This is a genomic window from Sphingobium sp. HWE2-09, assembly GCF_035989265.1.
Taxonomy (GTDB): Bacteria; Pseudomonadota; Alphaproteobacteria; order Sphingomonadales; family Sphingomonadaceae; genus Sphingobium.
The window spans coordinates 543,993-562,675 of the sequence record NZ_JAYKZX010000003.1; the positions used below are offsets into that span (position 1 = coordinate 543,993).

15 protein-coding genes are annotated in these 18,683 nt (G+C 63.3%); 10 read left to right on the plus strand and 5 right to left on the minus strand.

Annotated features, from left to right (window positions below; translation table 11 throughout):
• The first annotated feature begins 6 nt into the window (after positions 1-6).
• From U5A89_RS08085 to U5A89_RS08130, 10 genes are all read left to right on the plus strand, one after another.
• Complete coding sequence (locus U5A89_RS08085) at positions 7-1,506, plus strand: bifunctional 3-(3-hydroxy-phenyl)propionate/3-hydroxycinnamic acid hydroxylase (protein WP_338160663.1); 1,500 nt, start codon at positions 7-9, stop codon at positions 1,504-1,506.
• Entirely contained in the window at positions 1,503-1,931 is a 429-nt protein-coding gene (locus U5A89_RS08090) for a GlcG/HbpS family heme-binding protein (RefSeq protein ID WP_338160664.1), read from the plus strand. Before U5A89_RS08085 ends, U5A89_RS08090 begins: the two co-directional genes overlap by 4 nt.
• Positions 1,928-2,848 carry a VOC family protein gene (locus tag U5A89_RS08095; RefSeq protein ID WP_338160665.1) on the plus strand — a complete coding sequence of 307 codons (921 nt, stop codon included), beginning with the start codon at positions 1,928-1,930 and terminating at the stop codon, positions 2,846-2,848. Before U5A89_RS08090 ends, U5A89_RS08095 begins: the two co-directional genes overlap by 4 nt.
• Complete coding sequence (locus U5A89_RS08100; RefSeq protein WP_338160666.1) at positions 2,848-3,678, plus strand: fumarylacetoacetate hydrolase family protein; 831 nt, start codon at positions 2,848-2,850, stop codon at positions 3,676-3,678. Before U5A89_RS08095 ends, U5A89_RS08100 begins: the two co-directional genes overlap by 1 nt.
• 38 nt (positions 3,679-3,716) lie before the next feature.
• A complete protein-coding gene (locus tag U5A89_RS08105; protein ID WP_338160667.1) occupies positions 3,717-6,014 on the plus strand; it encodes a TonB-dependent receptor in 2,298 nt (765 codons plus the stop codon).
• A gap of 71 nt (positions 6,015-6,085) precedes the next feature.
• Positions 6,086-6,934 (plus strand): alpha/beta hydrolase, encoded by an 849-nt coding sequence (locus U5A89_RS08110; protein WP_338160668.1) that lies wholly within the window; start codon positions 6,086-6,088, stop codon positions 6,932-6,934.
• Positions 6,935-6,960: 26 nt separating this feature from the next.
• Positions 6,961-8,265, plus strand: a complete 1,305-nt coding sequence (locus U5A89_RS08115; RefSeq protein WP_338160669.1) for a glycoside hydrolase family 1 protein — start codon at positions 6,961-6,963, stop codon at positions 8,263-8,265.
• A 12-nt stretch (positions 8,266-8,277) separates the two neighbouring features.
• On the plus strand, positions 8,278-9,186 hold the full coding sequence (locus U5A89_RS08120) for an alpha/beta hydrolase (RefSeq protein ID WP_338160670.1): 909 nt from the start codon (positions 8,278-8,280) through the stop codon (positions 9,184-9,186).
• Entirely contained in the window at positions 9,183-9,626 is a 444-nt protein-coding gene (locus tag U5A89_RS08125; RefSeq protein ID WP_338160671.1) for a hypothetical protein, read from the plus strand. The genes U5A89_RS08120 and U5A89_RS08125 overlap by 4 nt, the downstream gene beginning before the upstream one ends.
• Before the next feature lie 13 nt (positions 9,627-9,639).
• A complete protein-coding gene (locus tag U5A89_RS08130; RefSeq protein ID WP_338160672.1) occupies positions 9,640-12,966 on the plus strand; it encodes a glycosyl hydrolase in 3,327 nt (1,108 codons plus the stop codon).
• A gap of 3 nt (positions 12,967-12,969) precedes the next feature.
• On the opposite strand, the gene U5A89_RS08135 is transcribed toward U5A89_RS08130, so the two are convergent.
• From U5A89_RS08135 to U5A89_RS08155, 5 genes are all read right to left on the minus strand, one after another.
• Positions 12,970-14,292 carry a DUF3422 domain-containing protein gene (locus U5A89_RS08135; RefSeq protein ID WP_338160673.1) on the minus strand — a complete coding sequence of 441 codons (1,323 nt, stop codon included), beginning with the start codon at positions 14,290-14,292 and terminating at the stop codon, positions 12,970-12,972.
• Positions 14,293-14,366: 74 nt separating this feature from the next.
• Positions 14,367-15,128 (minus strand): TIGR02186 family protein, encoded by a 762-nt coding sequence (locus U5A89_RS08140; protein ID WP_338160674.1) that lies wholly within the window; start codon positions 15,126-15,128, stop codon positions 14,367-14,369.
• The gene (locus tag U5A89_RS08145) at positions 15,128-16,042 is read right to left on the minus strand and encodes a sulfite exporter TauE/SafE family protein (protein ID WP_338160675.1); all 915 of its coding nucleotides are present in this window, start codon (positions 16,040-16,042) and stop codon (positions 15,128-15,130) included. Before U5A89_RS08145 ends, U5A89_RS08140 begins: the two co-directional genes overlap by 1 nt.
• Before the next feature lie 57 nt (positions 16,043-16,099).
• Complete coding sequence (locus tag U5A89_RS08150) at positions 16,100-17,179, minus strand: hypothetical protein (protein ID WP_338160676.1); 1,080 nt, start codon at positions 17,177-17,179, stop codon at positions 16,100-16,102.
• Complete coding sequence (locus tag U5A89_RS08155; protein ID WP_338162977.1) at positions 17,176-18,564, minus strand: glycosyl transferase family protein; 1,389 nt, start codon at positions 18,562-18,564, stop codon at positions 17,176-17,178. The genes U5A89_RS08150 and U5A89_RS08155 overlap by 4 nt, the downstream gene beginning before the upstream one ends.
• Between the last annotated feature and the right edge of the window lie 119 nt (positions 18,565-18,683).

Here is an 18,683-nt window from a genome sequence, read left to right on the forward strand (position 1 = left end):
GCTACCATGTTCGATGTTGCGATCATCGGCTGCGGGCCGGTAGGGGCCTTTGCGGCCAATCTTCTTGGCAAATCCGGCCTATCCGTCCTGGTGATAGAGCGCGATGCGCATCCCTATCCGCTGCCCCGCGCGGTGCATCTGGATCATGAGATGATGCGCCTGTTCCAGTCGGCGGGCGTCATCGACCGGGCCTTGCCCGACATGCGCGATACCGAAGGGCATCTGCATGTCGGCGCCGACCATGGCGTCATCCGCTACATGGGGACGGTGGGCGGCGCACGGCCGTTCAGTTGGTCGAACGACTATTTTTTCTATCAGCCCGAACTGGAGGATCACCTCCGCGACGCGCTCAACGATTATCCGAATATAATTGTCCAACTCGGTGTCGCATTCGAAGGGCTGGAACAGGACGAAAGCGGCGTCACGCTGCGCCTGTCGGGCGGCATGGAGCAGCGCGCGCGCTACGTCATCGCCTGCGACGGGTCGCGCAGCGCCGTGCGCAAGGCACTGGACATCCACCTGGACGATCTGGATTTCGAGGAACCCTGGCTGGTAGTCGACGCGCAAGTCGACGGCCCGGTCCGCTTCCCCGATCTGTCGGGCGTGCCGGATGTAGCCGACCTTCAGAAACTGTCAGTGATGATGTGCGATCCCCAGCGCCCGACGACGATCGTGCCGGGGCGCGGCAATCATCGCCGCTGGGAATTCATGCTGCTGCCCGGCGAAGACGATCAGGCGATGATGGCGCCCGATGCGGTCGCGGCGCTCGTCGCGCCCTATCTCTCCGGCGTGCCGCATCGGGTGGAGCGCGCGGCGACCTATCGCTTCCACGGCCTGATCGCCGAACAGTGGCGGCAGGGCGGCGTCTTCCTGGCGGGCGACGCTGCACATCAGACGCCGCCCTTTTTCGGGCAAGGCATGTGTCACGGCCTGCGCGACGTCGCCAATCTTGCCTGGAAACTGGAGATGGTGCTCCGGGGCCACGCGCCCGACGCGCTGCTGGACAGCTATCAGCCCGAACGCGATCCTCATGTCCGTGCGGTCATCACGGCTGCGGTAAGTGCAGGGCGCTATATCTGCATGCTCGACCCCGAAGCGGCCGCACAGCGCGACGCCCAGATGCGCGAAGCCGCCAAGGGCGAGCGGCAACGCACCGCCGCCGACCTGATCCCCGCCATCGCAACGGGCATCGTCGCGACGGGTACGCCCGGCGCGGGCGAGCGTTTCATTCAGCCACGCGTCGGCGATCGATTGCTGGACGATGTGACGGGCGGCGGCTGGCGGCTCTTCGCACGCGCGGCTGTCGATGGCGGCGATGTCACCGTCATCGACCTTACCAAACTGGACGATCAAGGCGCGATCGCGGCCTGGCTGGCCGATCGCCACGCCGACGCCGTGCTCGTCCGTCCCGACCATTATGTCTTCGGCACGGGCGAGGCCGCCGCCCTCATCGACCGCCGCGACGCCCTGATCGCGGGCGCTGCGCGTCAGGAGATTGCCGCATGATCCTGTCTCTGTCTCACGCCCGCACCATCATCGACGCCGCGCTGGACAAGGCCCGCGCCGTCGGCGCTCAGCCGCTGGCCGTCGTCGTGCTGGACGCTGGCGCGCACCCGGTCGCGACCGTTCGCGAAGATGGCGCCAGCCTGTTCCGGTTCGACATAGCCAAGGCCAAGGCCTCTGGCGCGCTGGGCATGGGGGCGGACACGCGCATTCTAGCGGCACGCGCCGCGTCGAACCCGGTGTTTTTTCAAAGCGTGGCGGCCGCGACCGGTCGTCTGGCTTTGTCACCTGGCGGCGTCCTGATCCGCGATGTGGGAGGGGCGGTGATGGGCGCCGTTGGGATTAGCGGCGATACCGGTGACTGCGACGAAATCTGCGCCATGGCGGGCATCGAGGCGGCCGGCCTTTCCTGTGGAGACGCGAAATGAAATTACGCAGCATCGAACTGGCGCTGCCCGGCGCGGCGGAGGCGGCCGCCTTTCTGGTCGACATCTGGGGCATGGCTTTGGCGGATGTGGTCGGCGACACCCATTATCTGCGCGGATCGGGCAGCTTCCCCTATCTGGTCGCGCTGACGGAATCGCCCGATCCCTATGTCCGTTCGACCACCTTCGTGTGCACTGCCGACCGGCTGGAACAACTCAAGCGCAGCGTCACCGACGCGGGCCTGCCCGCCACGCCCGTCACCTCCGACGATCCGGGCGGTGGCCATGGTATCATCATCGAACTGGCCGAGGGCGAATTGCTGCGCTTTCTGGTCGATGCGGGCGAGGTCGCCCCGATCATGGGGGCCGACCTGCCGGTCAAGCTGACCCATGTCGTCTTCAACAGCGCCGACGCGGAAGCGACCGGTCATCTGGTCGAAGACGCGCTGGGCTTCCGCGTATCGGACCGGACCAAGGGCATGGTCTTCGTGCGATGCAATGATTCGCACCATTCGACCGCTTTTGCGCGCGCGGGCTTCGCCTCCCTCAACCATATCGCTTTCGAGATGGAGGATCTGGACGCAGTGATGCGCGGCATCGGTCGCTTGCGCGATCAGGATATGGCCCCTGCCTGGGGACCGGGTCGCCATGGTCCGGGCGCCAACGTCTTCGCCTATTTCATCGCCCCGTTCGGTCCAGTCATCGAATTTTCGACCGCCGTCGAAAAGGTGCCCGACGACTATCAGGCGGGCAGCCCCGAAGACTGGACGTGGCCGGAAAAGCGGATCGACCAGTGGGGCATGTCCGACAAGGATTTCGGCAGCCTGCGGGCGGCCGAGGAGAAGTTTCGCCATCGCCGCGAATGGCAGCCGCAATCGCTCGCTCAGCCGATGGATGTCCTGACAGAGGAAAATCACTAATGCGTTATGTCAGTTTCCGCCGTGCCGACGGCACCCCCAGCTTCGGTCGCCTTGATGGTGAGACGATCGTCGAACTCGCAACCGACGCCACGCCCAGCCTGAAGGCCGCATTGACTGACGGCAATTTGGCCGCCCTGGCCGATGGTGCATCCTTCGCCTCAGCAGATGTCGTGCTGCTTCCGGTCATTCCCGATCCCGCCAAGATCCTGTGCGTCGGTTTAAACTATGCCGAGCATGTCAAGGAAACCGGGCGTGAGCAGAAAGCGCATCCGGCCATCTTCGTGCGCTATGCCGACAGTCTGGTCGCCGACGGCCAGCCGATGGTGAAGCCAGTCGTGACGGAACGCTTCGATTATGAAGGCGAACTGGCCGTCATCATCGGCAAGCCTGCGCACAAGGTTGCCGCCGCCGATGCATGGAGCCATGTCGCTGGCTATGCCGCCTTCAACGACGGCAGCGCGCGGGACTGGCAGCGCCACAATATTCAGTTTACGCCCGGTAAAACCTTTCCCGGCACCGGCGGCTTCGGCCCCGCGCTGGTAACGCCAGACGAGATTGCCGACCTTGGGGCGCTGCGCGTCCAGACTCGCCTGAACGGCGCGGTAGTGCAGGACCAGCCGGTCGGCGACATGATCTGGGATATCCCGACCGTGATCGAATATATCAGCGCCTTCACGCCGCTCGCACCGGGCGATGTGATCGCGACCGGTACGCCAGGTGGCGTCGGCGACAAGCGTAGTCCGCCACTCTACATGCACGCGGGCGACAAGGTCGAAGTCGACATCGGCATCATCGGCACGCTCACTAACCGCATCATCGACGAACAATAAGCCCGAACTACCCAACCATAATAAGGGGAGGAATAACCATGCGTAATGTCATTTCGATCGCGACGCTCGCCAGTGCCAGCATCATCGCCCTGTCCGCGCCCGCCATGGCGCAGGACGCCGCTGCACCTGTTTCTTCAGCGCCCGACGCCAATTCGGACATCATCGTCACCGCCCAGCGTAAGGCGGAAAAGGTGACGGAAGTGCCCATTTCGATCACCGTCGCTAACCAGGCGCAGTTGGAACGGCAACAGGTCAACACCGTCAATGACTTGAACCGCATTGCGCCCAGCCTGGAAATCCAGCAGGCGCCGGGCCAGAATACCGGCGGCGGTGGCGCCATCCGCGGCATCGGCACGCAGACTTTCTCGGCCGGCGCGGTCGCGTCGGTTGGCGTGGTCGTGGATCAGGTGAGCCAGGGCAACGCCAATATCTCCGACCTGTTCGACGTGTCGCGTATCGAAGTGCTCAAAGGCCCACAGGGCACGCTCTTTGGCCTCACCACGTCGGCGGGCGTCATCAACATCACAACCAACGCGCCCGACCCGACCGGTTTTTCCGCGCGTGTCCGCACCGAATTGTCGGATGCGGGGACGGCAGGTTCGAAATTCGGCAATCAGGTTATCCAGGGCGTGGTCAACATCCCGCTCGCATCCAACGCCGCGATACGCGTGTCGGGCGTCACCAACTTGCGGCAGGGCGTCAATCGCAACACGCTGACCGGCGACTATAATGGCAATGACCGCTATGGCGTGCGCGCGCGCCTGCTATGGGAACCGACCGAGCGTCTGACGGTCAATGCGATCGGCGATTATACCAAGAGCCGGGCCGAAAATGGCGGCGACTTCTTCACCTTCGTCAAGACCAGCCAACCTGGTTCCGCGCTAGGCGGGGCGATCCAGGATGGCACGGGGATCACGGCACGCCTTGCCACTTGTGGCGTGACGCCGGGTGAGGGCAATCGCAACTATTGTTCCAGCAACAGCTTCGTCGGCCGTTCCGAAAATTATGGCGGGTCGCTTCAGTTGGACTATGAGGCCGATCCGTTCACGCTGACGTCGGTCACCGCCTATCGCAAGTCGAACGAGACCGGTTTTGGCGCAGCGACCGATGTGTTCCGTGGCGAACCGCTGGAGTTGCAGGTCGGCAATGGCCGAGTCAATCGCCGCCTCAGCCTGTTCACGCAGGAGTTCCGCGTCTCCTCGCCTGCGGACCAGTTCCTCGAATATACGCTGGGCGCTTTCTATTCGAATCAGAAGCAGCTGCGCGATCCCGAAACCCTGTCGGTGTCGGTCATACCGTTCCCCGGCCTCGTCATTCCGATCGTGCGCAACCCCGGCGCCGATGTCGAGATCAAGGATGAATCGCTCGCCTTTTTCGGCCAGGGTACCTTCCATCTGTCGCCCAGCCTGCGCCTGATCGCTGGCGGCCGCTACACCACCGATCGTCTGTCGCTCGACTATTACGACTATGCCGTCCCGGCCGATCCGTTCAGCCGGACCGTTTTGGACGTGCAGAAATTCTCGTGGCGTCTGGGCGCGCAATATTACCTGGACCAACGGACCATGGTCTATGCGACGGCATCGCGCGGCTTCAAGGGCGGGCAGATCGCTACGCCGTCGGCACCGCTCAAGCCGTTTGTGGTACTGCCGGAAATCCCAATGGCCTATGAAGCAGGCCTCAAGACCACCTTGTTTGGTAGCTGGGTCGCGGACCTCAACCTCTTTTACCAGAAGATCAAGAATTTCCAGGCGCAGCAGTGCACGGTCGATGGCAATGCCGTTATTTCTTGCGTTCAGAGAAACATCGATGGCGTGAAGTCGCGCGGCGCGGAGATCAACTTCTTCGGCAAGGTTTTTGACGGCCTGTCGCTGAACACTGGCTTCATCTACGCCAAGGCGACCTATCCCAAGGGCTTTGTCGGCACCGATGGCACCAATATCGGCAGCACCCAATTGGCCTATGCGCCCAAATATAAGTTCACCCTGTCGGGCGAATATGAAGTGCCGGTGACCAGCCGTTTCAACGCTTTCCTGGCGGCGGATACGATATGGAAGTCGCGGGTCCGCTACGAAGCTAATTCGATCCCCGAAACCACATTCCGTTCGCACTGGCTGGTAGGTGGCCGGATCGGGGTTCGGACCGAGGATAATCGCTACAGCATCGCTGTGTTCGGCCGTAACCTGTTCAATGTGCATGAGCCGTCGCTGCTGCAGAGCAACCTGCCTTATACGAACACGGTCAGCACGAACCCTCTCGTAACCGAACAGAATATCGGTGCCATTTACGGACCGCAGTCTTTCCGTCAGGTCGGCATCAGCCTCGACGCGAAGTTCTGAACGGACAGGGGCATGGTGGGGCAGTAGGCTTCGCCATGCCCGTTCATGACGCGGCACAAGAAAGGGGACGAATGAATCAAATCGCACAGTCGATTGCCGCGCTCGGCACGGGACTGGGGCCAGATGTTCTTGCCCAATGCCGCGCCTTGTTCGATGCGGAGCAATCGGCCCTGGCGGCAGAGGTTCCCGTAACTCGGGCCGATGTCGCCTATGGCCCGGATGTCCGCCATCGCCTTGACCTCTACCAGCCGCAGGGCGATGGCCTCGCGCCCATCCTCGTATTCGTCCATGGCGGCGGTTTCGTGAAGGGGGACAAGGGCGGCGCGGACGCATGGCCGAACGCCAATGTGGGCCGCATGGCCGCGCAGGCCGACTTCCTGGGCGTCGTGATCAATTATCGCCTCGCGCCCGATCATGCATGGCCTACAGGCGCGGAGGATGTCGCGTCGGTCGTTGCATGGCTCAAGGCGGAAGCGGCACGGCATGGCGGCGATCCCGACCGGATCGTGTTGATGGGCACATCGGCGGGGGCCGTGCATGTCGCGGCCTATCTCAAGCTGGCGGGGGCAAAGGACATTCGTGCCGCCATCCTGCTCTCGGGCCTTTACGGCTACACGCCGCTCGATCAGCGCGACACGCTCTATTATGGCGACGCGGCGCTTTATCCTGACCGGATGCCGCTGGAGGCTGTCGCGTTGACCCCGCTGCCGCTATTCCTCGCCTGCGCCGAATTCGATCCGCCGCGCTTTCAGGCGGAGTTTCTCGGCCTCCTCCAGGACCGGCTTGACCGCCACGGCACCATGCCGCGTGCGTGCATCCTGTCGGGCCACAATCATTATTCCATGGCCATGCATCTGGGCACCACCGACCGGCGACTAGCCGACGAAATCTGCACCTTCGTGCGCGAAACGACCGCCTGACAATCATAATAGGAGAGACGGAAACCATGCTGGACCGCAGAACCCTTCTGGCCACCGGAGCTGCCGCAATGGCCGCTCCAGCCCTTGCCGCGCGCAAGAGCGCCGACCCCGCTTTTCCCAAGGGCTTCCTATGGGGTGCCGCCACCGCGCCGCACCAGATCGAAGGCAATAATATCGCCAGTGACCTCTGGTTCCTGGAGAACCAGAAGCCCACCGTCTTCGCCCAGCCTTCCGGCGACGCCTGCAACAGTTTCGAACTATGGGAAACCGACCTCGACCTGGCAAAGACGATGGGCCTCAACGCCTATCGCTTCGGGATCGAATGGGCGCGGATCGAGCCGGAAAAGGGGCTGTTCAGCCAGGCGATGCTCGATCATTACAAGGCGATTATCGATGGATGCCGCACGCGCGGCCTGACGCCGATCGTCACCTACAGCCATTTTACCGCGCCGTGCTGGTTCAGCGCGCAGGGGGGCTGGACGAACCCGGAAAGCGCCGCGCTGTTCGCCCGCTATTGCGACAAGGCGACCCGCGCCTTTGGGCAGGGGATCGATCGCGTCATCACCTTCAACGAACCCAACATCCTGCTGTTGCTCAAGCCCATGCTGCCGCAGCAGGTGTGGGATATCCAGAAACTGACGCTGGACACCGCCGCCAAGCGGCTGGGCGTCCCCAAATTCGTCAGCGCCAATGTCGCGGGTTTCGATGATTTGCCTGCGCTGCAAAAAGGGCTGCTTACCGCACACAAAGCTGGCAAGGCCGCGATCAAGGCCGTGCGGCCTGACCTTCCGGTCGGCATCTCTCTGGCAATGCTGGACGACCAGGCTGTCGGCAGGGCGTCGATCCGCGATCGGATGCGCGGCGAGCTTTATGGTGAATGGCTCACTGTAGCGAAGGGCGACGACTTCATCGGCGTGCAGAATTATGAGCGCGCATTGTGGGGCGGCAAGGGCCGTCTGCCCGCGCCAAAGGGGTCGCCGGTCAATTGGTCCGGCACGGAAGTCTGGGCACCTTCGCTCGGTGGCGCCGTCCGTTATGCCCATGAAGCGACTGGCGTGCCGATCCTGGTGTCCGAACATGGCGTCGGCACGGAAGACGACGCTGTTCGTGCAAAATTCATTCCCGAAGCCTTGGCTGGTCTGAAAGACGCGATTGACGATGGCGTGCCGGTGCTGGGCTATTGCCATTGGTCGCTGCTCGACAATTTCGAGTGGATATTCGGCTATAAACCCAAATTCGGGCTGCACAGTGTCGATCCGATTAGCTTCGCGCGCACGGCTAAGCCTAGCGCCGCCGTCTATGGTGCCATCGCGCGCCGCAACGCCTTGTAAGGAGTAGGAGCCATGAAACGCTTCGCCATCGCCGCCGCGCTGTTGTTCGCCGCGCCTGTCGCCGCGCAGATGCCCATCCCCGTGCCTGCACAAGCCCCCGCCGAACCGAATGCGATCCCGCTCTATCCGGCCATGAACGCACCCAAGGCCTCCACCGAAAACTGGGTGCGCTTCGGGCAGGATCTGGCGGTGCGCAACGTCACGGTGCCGACTTTGACCCCCGTCCTGCCCGATCCCGCCAAGGAGACCGGCGCGGCCGTGATCGTTGCGCCCGGCGGTGCGTTCATGCTGCTTTCGATGGAGCATGAGGGCTGGAGCGTGGCGCGATGGCTTGCTGATCATGGCGTGGCCGCATTCGTGCTCAAATATCGGCTGAACCAGACGCCGCCCGACACGGCCCAGGCCGCCGCCTATATGGGTAAGCGCATGGCGGAGTCGCTGCGCGATCCGACCGCCGCGCCCGGCATCACCGAACCGCGCGCCACGCTCGACGCCCTAGCCGCGCTCAAGCTGGTGCGCGGCAAGGCCGGGTCATGGGGCATCGATGCGCGACGGGTCGGCATGATCGGCTTTTCCGCAGGGGCGATGACCACGCTGAACGCTGCTTTGGAAGGGCAGGGGAGCGATCGCCCGGCCTTCATCGGCTATGTCTATGGTCCGATGCTGGCGCGGGATGTACCCGCCGACGCGCCGCCCATGTTCGCCGCCATCGCCAATGACGACAGCCTGTTTCCCAATCCATCCTATGGCTTGGTCGAAGCGTGGCGTAGGGCGCACGTGCCGGTCGAACTTCATGCCTATGAACGGGGCAACCATGGGTTTGGCATGGGTAAGCCCGGCACGACGACCATGGGCGTGATGCCGCAATTCCTTTCGTGGATGGCAATGCGCGGTTTGCTCGGCAAGTCCCCGGACCAATGACGCATGGAATTTCGATCGGGCGGGAAGCGGCGATCAGTGTCGTCATCAACGGCGTCCTCAGCCTTGCCTTCTTTTTGGGCGTATTTGGCACCCAATCCCGCTGGTTGTATTGGACGGGGCCTGACGAACTTGCGCTGGATTTTGTGCCGCAAAGCATGGCGGTCGCATTGATGAGTGCGCTCGTCCCGGCGCTGATCGCACGGCGGCGCTTGGGTAAGCAGCTGGCGCTGCACCCGATCCTGATCCGCGCTGCACTCTTTGCCTTAGCGGGCGCTATTTTGGGTGGCCTGCTGGCCTTCGCTATCAGCCAGGCAGGGCTTCCGCCAATCGATTGGGCCAATGCTCTGGCGATCAAGATCGCCTATGGCGGCGCGCTCGGTGCGCTGGTCGCCAGCCTGGCGCTCCGACGGTTGCTTTCGTCGGCCAAGTCGTTTGCATAAAAGGATCATGTTGATGAAAGCCCGCACTGCTCGCCTTATCGCCCTGCTGGCCTGTGCGGCGATGGCGACGCCTGGCCTGGCGGACGAACTGGCCGACGGCTTTCGCAACCCGCCGCAGTCGGCGCGCCCGCGCGTGTGGTGGCACTGGATGAATGGCAATGTCACCAAGGATGGGATCGACAAGGATCTCGACTGGATGGCGCGCATGGGCATAGGCGGCGTCCAGAATTTCGACGCCAATCTGCAGACGCCCCAGATCGTGCCACAGCGGCTGACCTATATGACCGACGGTTGGAAAGACGCCTTCCGTCACGCGGTCCGCACCGCCGATGCCAAGGGGCTGGAGTTTGCCATCGCGGCGTCGCCCGGCTGGAGCGAAACCGGCGGTCCCTGGGTCAAGCCGCAGGACGCGATGAAGAAGCTGGTGTGGAGCGAAACCGACCTGCGTGGTGGCCAGCGACTGAAAGGCGCGCTGCCTGCGCCGCCGTCCATCACCGGGCCTTTCCAAAGCGCGAAGTTCAGCGATCCGCTGGCGGGCGGCGGGGCGGCGGACGCGCTACCCAGCTTCTACGCCGATGCGCATGTCCTTGCCTATCCGGTCAGCGGCAGCCCTTTGTCGCAACCGCGCATCACCCAAATCGACGGCAGCAGCCTTGCCGTAGCGCCGCTGCTCGACAATGACCTGGAAACGGTGGCGCAGATTGCCAAGGGCGATGTCGGCCATCCCGGCGGACTGATCCTCGACTATGGCAGGCCCGTCACCATCCGATCGGCCAGCCTGTTCGTGCCCCATGCACGGCCGCCCTTCGGCGATCCCGCCTATCGCCCCACGCTGGAGGCAGAAACGGCGCAGGGCTGGCAGGCGGTGGGCCGCTTCGCCCTCACTGAAGCGTCCACGACGATCGGCTTCGCGCCCGTCACTGCGCGGCGTTTCCGGCTGCTGCTGTCGCCCAACGATGCGCCCAAATCCCCTGGCCTGGGCGATGGCGCGCCCGGCGCCATGATGATGGATGTCTTCGCGCAGCCGAGCAGCGCCACCTTCGGCATCGGCGACTTCCATCTGTCCGCACAAGCGAAGATCGATCAATATGAAGCAAAGGCGGGCTTTGCCATCGTCCCCGATTATAACAGGCTTAGCGAAGGCGCATCGCCGGTTGGACAGGCCATAGATCCGGCCAACGTCGTTGACCTGACGTATCGCCTCCGCCCCGATGGTACGCTCGACTGGACCGCGCCCAAGGGCAGCGACTGGCGCATCGTGCGCATGGGCTATTCCCTGACCGGCAAGATGAACCATCCGGCCACACCCGAAGCGACCGGACTGGAGGTCGACAAATATGATGCGGCCGCCGTGCGCCGCTATCTGGAAACCTATCTTGGCCTGTATCGCGATACGGTGGGCGCGGACTGGATCGGCAAAAAGGGGATACGCGCGCTGCTGACCGATAGTATCGAGGTCGGCGCGTCCAACTGGACCCCGCGCATGGTCGAGGAATTCAGGGCGCGGCGTGGTTATGATCCGCTGCCCTATCTGCCTGCATTGACCGGCGCGGTGGTCGGATCGGCTGCGCGCAGCGATGCCTTCCTCCACGATTACCGCCTGACTCTGGCCGATCTGCTGGCCGACGCCCATTATAGCACGGTGGCGAAGGTCGCGCATGAAAACGGCCTGACCGTCTATGGCGAGGCGCTGGAAAATGGCCGCCCGGTGCTGGGTGACGATCTTTCCATGCGCGCACATACCGATGTGCCGATGGCGGCGATGTGGACCTTCAACCGGGGGGCTGCGCCGCGTCCGACCTTGATCGGCGATATGAAGGGCGCAGCCTCGGTCGCGCATATCTACGGCCAGAATATCGTTTCGGCCGAATCCATGACATCCGTCTTTGCGCCCTGGGCTTTCGCACCGTCGGACCTTAAGCGGGTGATCGATCTGGAGTTTGCGTCCGGCGTCAACCGGCCGATCGTCCATACCTCCGTCCACCAGCCGGTGGACGATAAGCTGCCGGGGCTCAGCCTGATGATCTTCGGCCAATATTTCAACCGGCACGAAAGCTGGGCGGAGATGGCCAAGCCCTGGGTCGATTATATGGCGCGCACCGGCTATTTGCTCCAGCAGGGCCGCGATCAAGCCGATGTCGCCTATTTTTATGGCGAGGATGCGCCGATCACGTCGCTCTTCGAACATGGCGTTCCTGCTGATCTGCCGACCCGTTACGGCTATGATTTCGTCAATGCCGACATCCTGACCCATCGCATGACGGTGGATAAGGGCGAACTGGTGGCGGGTAACGCCCGTTACCGCGCGCTATATCTGGGCGGATCGAGCCGGGTGATGACGCTGGCGACTTTGCAACGCATTGCCGCGCTCGTGGACGATGGCGCGACCGTGATCGGCATGGCCCCGGAACGCGCGCCCGGACTTCAGGATGATGCCGCTGCCTTCAAGGCGTTGGCGAGCCGTTTGTGGAGCGGCACTGCGCGTACCAAGGGGCGCGTGATCGCCAGTCGCGACGCCGAAGCGGCGCTCGCCAGCGTCGGTATCGGACCGGATTTTCGTATAGGCCAAGGCGCTGCTGATGCGGACTATCGCTTCGTTCACCGCAAACTGGCGGATGGCGACCTTTATTTCGTTAACAATCGCACGGCGAAGGCCGGACGGATCGAGGCGCGATTCCGTGTTACGGGTAAGCAACCGGAAATCTGGCATGCGATCGACGGGACGGCAGCGCCGCTATCCTATCGGACCGAAGGCAGCGAAACGGTGATCCCGCTGGATGTCGGCGCGGAAGATGCCTTCTTCATCCTCTTCCGTCGGCCCGCCACAGCATCGTCCGCCACGATTGCGGTCAAGGCTGCCCGTTCAATCGCGACGCTCGACAACCCATGGACCGTCCGTTTCCAGCCCGGCCGTGGCGCGCCCGCGCAGATCAAAATGGCAACCCTCAGCCCGCTAAACAGCAATGCCGACCAAGGCGTCCGCTATTTCTCCGGCACTACGGCCTATAGCACGCGCTTTGCTTTGCCGAAGGGGGCGAAGGTCGGGGCGTCGCTGTGGCTCGATCTCGGTCAGATCGGCGACGTCGCCGAAATACGCGTCAATGGTCAGGTAGCGGGCACCAGTTGGTTCGCGCCGTACAGGATCGACATCGGCAAATTCGTGAAAGCAGGCAGCAATGCGCTGGAGGTCAAGGTCGCCAATCTGTGGGTCAATCGCCTGATCGGCGATCAGCAACCGGGCGCGCAGAAGATCACCTTCACGGCGGCCCCAACCTATAAACCTGATGCGCCGCTGCGCCCGTCCGGCCTGATCGGACCGGTGCAGCTTCTGGCCGAATGACCTTTAATGATCGAATGTCTCGCCGCCGCGGGTCGGCGGCGGGCGCTTGACCTTTCGCAGTTGCTTCATTCCCAGAAAGACCGCGACGACAATGGCCGGGATCAAGGCCAGGTCGATCCAGCCGGGCAGATGCCCGCCCTGATGCTCGATCGCTTCCTTTAGATAATGCCACAGGCCGAATGCATAATAGCTGATCGCGACGACCGACAAGCCTTCCACCGTATGCTGCAAACGGAGTTGCAATCCGGTGCGCCGGTCCATCGACGCCAACAGATCGCGGTTCCGCCGGGCGAGCGCGGTATCGACCCGCGTGCGCAGCATGGCGCTGGTCCAGGCGACGCGTTGCGACAAATCGTCCAGGCGGCGGCCGAACGCGTCGCAGGTGCGCATCGCGGGCAACAGTCGGCGTTCTGTGAAATCGTCCAGGGATCGATAGCCGCGCACCGGCGCGACTTCCAGCCGACGGATGCGGTCGAAGCACAGTTCGGCATAGGCTCGGGTTGCGCTCATGCGATAGCGGGTGCGCGCGACGATGTGCGCGAGTTCGGCGCTCAACGAAGATAGATCCTCCAGCACCGCATCGGCATCGGCCTGCGGCTGCGCCACGCGCGCGGTGATCTCCGTCAGCCGTTGCTCCAGTGTCGCCAGAATGGGCGTCGCCTGTTGCGCTTCGGGCAGGCCCAGCAGCGCGATCTTGCGATAATTGCCCAATTCCTGAAGCCTTTGCACCAGCAGCGCGGCTTCCGCGCCCTGCAGTCCGCGGTCCTGGATCAGCAAGCGGCCAAAGCCATTGTCATGGAGCCGAAAATCGCACCAGATGCGCGCGCGCCCTTGCGCGATGTCGGAGATGATGAGGTCGTCAGACGCGAAATGCGCGGCTGTTGTCGCGGCGGACGGTTCGTCGCCGGTCAGCGCGATCTGGGTCGACCGGATGATCCGTCCGGGCAATCGGGCGATCCAATGGGCGACGGGTTGGAAAGGGGTCAGGTCGAACGGCGCCCCGTCGCCATCGGCGATGAAACTATAGGTAATGAATTCGCTGTGCCGCTCCCAGGAAAATCCCAGCAAACCGATGCGGCAGGCGAAGAAGCGGTCGCTCGCGTCGGGCGAAGGGATTTCGGGAGGGAGTAGGTCGCGCAGGGCGACCACGCTGTCCTGTGCTTCGGCGTCATCGACGATCATCATGAATTGCACGATGCGAGCCGGCGTATCCAGTCGTGGCATTTTGCGCACATGCATCTCACGCGAAAGCGATGCCCGCAGAGGATGACTGCGCTGCGAGAGGTCGGGAAAGAGGCTCGCGCCTACTTGCGTGTCTGCGCCCATTGTCGTTGCTTCCCCCTACGTCCCCTTTTGTCATACTAATGGGGGCGATCTGCAAGGCGGAATTGGTTCGAGAGTCAGATACGACGGGCGATCGCTCCTGCGGCCCAGCCCATGCCGACCGCCATGGCAATCGCCACAAGGCCATAGAGGATGGGCCAATGTTCGGCGGAACTGGCCATGAATTGTTCGAAGCCGGATTTGCGCACCGTGATATCCCGCACGGCGGCTGCGACTACCCGGCCATCCTGCACAAGGAAGGTTTCGGCGGTATAGTCGCCCACGATCACGCGCGCCGACAGCGGCAGGCGCGCGCGATACAGCACGCCGTCGGTGATTTCGACCGTGCCCGGTCGTTCGACGAACAGGCCGGACCGGTCGCGCAAGTCTATCAGTCCCGCCTGGAAGCGCGACAGTTCCGCACTTTCGTTAAGGGAGGATGGCGATAGTTGCAGCTTGTCGACCCCCAGTTCGTAGATGGCAGCGGTCCTCTCATCCACGATCCGGTCGATCGGGCGGGAGGACGCCATCGCATAGAAGCTGGGCGCGGATCGGAAGCGAACGGTGTCGGCATTGACCCATATACCGGCGACCTTCTGCTTTTCGCGCATGGTGATGGACTGTTCCGGTCCCTTGAGCACCACCACGATGTCGGCCGGTTTGTCGGGCCGCCGCCCGTCCGGATAGACGATCGCGCCGAACAGCAGCAGGTCGGCGCCAGTGAAGCTATATTGAATTTCCACGTCGCGCTGCGACACGTCGGGCACGAGGTGCGGCTCATCCGCGCCGCCAAGCAGGATCGCCACGGGCAGGGCGAACAAGGCGTACCAACGACGCATCAGCGCAGGTCGATCGTATAGATTTCGTCCGGCCGCCACCCCAGCCCCAGCGCCATGCGACCTGCAACCAGCAGCACGATCGCGGCGAGCAGGATGCGCAGATATTCGGGCCGGATGGACATGGACAAGCGGGTGCCGATCTGCGCGCCGGTGACGCTGCCGATCAGCAGCAGCAATGCCAGGACCAGATCGACCGCCTTGGTCGTCATGGCGTGCATCATCGTCGTCGCCATCGTTACGAACAAAATCTGGAACAGGGATGTGCCGACCACCGATTGCGTGGCCATGCCCAGAAGATAGAGCATCGCGGGCACCAGGATGAAACCACCACCAACGCCCAGCAACATAGTGAGGATGCCGGTCGCTATGCCCAGCAGCAGCGGTGCCAGCGGCGAGATATACAGGCCCGAACGATAGAAGCGCCAGCGCATCGGCAGGGCGGCGACCAGCGGATGATGCCGCCGCTTGCGGGCCGGGGGGCGCTTGCCGGTCTTCAACGCGACCAGCGCCTGGATCGATTCCTTTGCCATCAACGCGCCGATGCCGCCCAGCATCAATACGTAAAGAATGCCGATGACCGTATCGATCTGCCCTATTTGTTGCAGCAGTCGGAAGATGAAGACGCCCAGGCCCGCCCCGATCACCCCGCCTGCGATCAGCACGCCGCCCATGCGGAAATCCACGGTGCCCCGCGACATATGAGTGAACACGCCCGACACGCTGGCCCCGGTAACCTGCGATGCCGCGGAGGCCGCCGCGACTGTCGGCGGAATGCCATAGAAGATAAGAAGCGGCGTGGTGAGAAAGCCGCCGCCCACGCCGAACATGCCGGACAGCAGCCCGACGATGCCGCCCAGGCCGATGATGACGAGTGCGTTGACCGACAGATTGGCTATGGGCAGGTAAAGATCCATGCCAGCCGGAGGTAACGCCAACCGACGGCGATAGAAAGCGGCGAAAGAGGCAAGCGGTCAAAAATCGGCGGCGAGGGTGATGGCAAGGCCAGATCCGGGTAGCGCGTCTCCCGCCACCCGTTCGCGCCACTCGACGGAAAGCCGCGCGCCGCCCTGTGGCAGCGGCAGGCGAACCTGTATTTCCGGGCCGATGTCCAGCCTGCTGACGCCGGGTTGTGCGCCGCCGGACAGCGCTGCGCCGACGCGCAAGGGCGATTGCGCGATCGGTGTAGCAAGCGAGAATTTGCCATCGATAAAGCCGTCACGTTGCCGAAACCCCACGATGCCGGTCTGGGCATAGGCTTCCGCCATGATTGCGGGGGCTATTGCGACAGGCCCGAAGCCGCCTACGGCCATGAATGCATTGGCATTGCGCGCTGCCTGTCCAATGGCGATGCGCCGCTCCACCGCCAACCTGATCGGCACGGCGTCTAAGGGGCGAATCGACAAGCCGACGGCGCCTTCAAGGGCAGCAGGACGCTGAAGCGCGCTACTCATGCGAGCATAGGCGGTGGCTGCGTTCGGAGCACCCGATGTCAAGGCATAGTCTATCCTAGCGCCGACTTGGGAGCCGCCCAACTGCCCGGTCGGGACGGCCTGGCCGCCACTCATGGCGCCCGGTCGCCATAGCAACCATGACGCCGCGCGCCATCGATCCGAAACGCTTTGGGTGGTCATAAGGGGAGAGGGGCCAGCCGTGGGGGCCGCAATCTCCTGAATGGCATCGGGATCACCGGCATGAGGGCGGCTGGCAAACTCTGCGGATTCCGTCACGAATGCCATCAGGTTGATGGGTGTCACTTCGGGTTGACTGGTCGAGGACGTGGCGCGGGGAGCGAGCCTGTTACTTGCGACCACATGCTTCGTCATCACGGTTGCGGCGGGGGCGGCGATCTGTGGCAATGGAGGCAGGATGGTCATGGCGCTGCTACCCATCAGAACCTGCGGTGCCAAAGCGGCGACTTCCAACTGGCGCTCAGCGACGGCATGGCTCGTCGAAGGCGGGAAGGGTTGCTGCGCGACAAGCCGCAGCGCTACCCAGCCAAGCATCAGCATGGCAAAGAAGCGGAAGGGCCGCCCGCTGACTGAGCCTGTCATGGATCGGTTTTCAAGTCGGGGAAACTATGCTGGGTCTTGTCCCATGCGAGTGGAGTGCCAGCCAGCGACTTGGCATATTGAAACACGGCACGCCTTGCCGCCAATATGGCGATATAATTGGCAATGACCGTACGGGGGATCGACATGATGGCTTGACGCCAGCCATAGGTGCGGCCGACGAACAGGGCACGCATCGCTGTGCGCCAGACCATCAGAGCGAGGGTGATTTGCAACAGCGTGTCGATCCAATAGGGAAGCGGCGGCTGCGGCAGCGGCATCAACAGGCTGAGGCACAGGATCAGGCTCCACAGGATCAGAGCCACATAGGCGGCGAACAGTATGAGCGCCGCCAGCGTGGAACGCCGGTCGCGGATGCGCATCCACCATTCGGCAGGCCCGCCATGCCACCCCATGCGGTCCCACCCCGCCAATGATATGCCGACCATCCAGCGGGCTTTTTGCCGGACCGCAGCATCGATCCTGTCGGGGAAATATTCGCGTGTCGCCACCAGCGCACCAGTGGCGTCGCGCATCCGTACGAACACGCCGCGTCCGCCCATATTGGCTATTCGCAGGCCCGCTTCATAATCTTCGGTCAACGACGACGGGTCGAACGGGCCGCCATGAATGGGATCGGACAAGCGACCGATCGTTGCCCGTTCGAATGCGCAGGCAACCCCGGCGGAGGGGATCGACGCACCCAGTGCTTCGCGCACCGTCAAGGCTTTGCCATGGTTTTCCGCGAATTCGTCGCCATAGTGATTGGATATGGCGCGCGCCAGCCAAGTGCCGCGACCGGGGAGCGGCAGGACCGGCAGTTGGACAAGCTCGAACCGGTCGATCATGAAGTCGAACAAGCGAATTTCGTCGGGATGAACCACATCCTCCGCATCATGCAGCACGACTGCCTTGAAGGCCTTGCCCATGGACCGTTCGACGTCCAGCATCGCACGCCACAGGACGTTGAGGCAGTCGGCCTTGGTGCTGGGGCCGGGGCGCGGGTTGATGCCGACGATGATGCGGGGTTCGTTGGTGGCGATCGACGCCACAGCATCGATGGTGTCCTGATCGTTAGGATAGACGCCAACGAATATGCGATAATCATCGCCTGGCCAGCAGGCCAGCGTGTGACTTAGCATGGCGCCGATGACCTCTGCCTCCCGCCAGGCGGGTATGAAGATGGCGATCCGGCCGGGATTGGACGATGCGGGCAGCGTCGCAGTGGTCATGCGCGGATAGCGCGCGTAAATGGTGACGTTGCGCCAATAGCGGCGGCACAGGAACAGCAGATCGACCAGAAAATCATCTAGCCCACCGATCGCCAGGCCGACGACGGCGAAGAACAGGACTTCATGGTAAAGGGCCAACAAAGCCCCAGCCAAAATCTCTTCCAAGACGGCCCCCCATTCCGCTATGCGGCAGAGGATGCCATTTGTGTCACGTCGTTCCAAGTCTTTTACATATTTTGCTGAGAAGTCTTTGGATTTGCATTTAATCCTTGATT

What these genes read in the sequence shown, in the direction of transcription:
- U5A89_RS08125 (WP_338160671.1), top strand. Translation starts at nt 9,183, where the DNA reads ATGACGCATGGAATTTCGATCGGGCGGGAAGCGGCGATCAGTGTCGTC.
- U5A89_RS08145 (WP_338160675.1), bottom strand. Translation starts at nt 16,042, where the DNA reads ATGGATCTTTACCTGCCCATAGCCAATCTGTCGGTCAACGCACTCGTC.
- U5A89_RS08140 (WP_338160674.1), bottom strand. Translation starts at nt 15,128, where the DNA reads ATGCGTCGTTGGTACGCCTTGTTCGCCCTGCCCGTGGCGATCCTGCTT.
- U5A89_RS08100 (WP_338160666.1), top strand. Translation starts at nt 2,848, where the DNA reads ATGCGTTATGTCAGTTTCCGCCGTGCCGACGGCACCCCCAGCTTCGGT.
- U5A89_RS08090 (WP_338160664.1), top strand. Translation starts at nt 1,503, where the DNA reads ATGATCCTGTCTCTGTCTCACGCCCGCACCATCATCGACGCCGCGCTG.
- U5A89_RS08095 (WP_338160665.1), top strand. Translation starts at nt 1,928, where the DNA reads ATGAAATTACGCAGCATCGAACTGGCGCTGCCCGGCGCGGCGGAGGCG.
- U5A89_RS08130 (WP_338160672.1), top strand. Translation starts at nt 9,640, where the DNA reads ATGAAAGCCCGCACTGCTCGCCTTATCGCCCTGCTGGCCTGTGCGGCG.
- U5A89_RS08120 (WP_338160670.1), top strand. Translation starts at nt 8,278, where the DNA reads ATGAAACGCTTCGCCATCGCCGCCGCGCTGTTGTTCGCCGCGCCTGTC.
- U5A89_RS08115 (WP_338160669.1), top strand. Translation starts at nt 6,961, where the DNA reads ATGCTGGACCGCAGAACCCTTCTGGCCACCGGAGCTGCCGCAATGGCC.
- U5A89_RS08110 (WP_338160668.1), top strand. Translation starts at nt 6,086, where the DNA reads ATGAATCAAATCGCACAGTCGATTGCCGCGCTCGGCACGGGACTGGGG.
- U5A89_RS08150 (WP_338160676.1), bottom strand. Translation starts at nt 17,179, where the DNA reads ATGACAGGCTCAGTCAGCGGGCGGCCCTTCCGCTTCTTTGCCATGCTG.
- U5A89_RS08105 (WP_338160667.1), top strand. Translation starts at nt 3,717, where the DNA reads ATGCGTAATGTCATTTCGATCGCGACGCTCGCCAGTGCCAGCATCATC.
- U5A89_RS08135 (WP_338160673.1), bottom strand. Translation starts at nt 14,292, where the DNA reads ATGGGCGCAGACACGCAAGTAGGCGCGAGCCTCTTTCCCGACCTCTCG.
- U5A89_RS08085 (WP_338160663.1), top strand. Translation starts at nt 7, where the DNA reads ATGTTCGATGTTGCGATCATCGGCTGCGGGCCGGTAGGGGCCTTTGCG.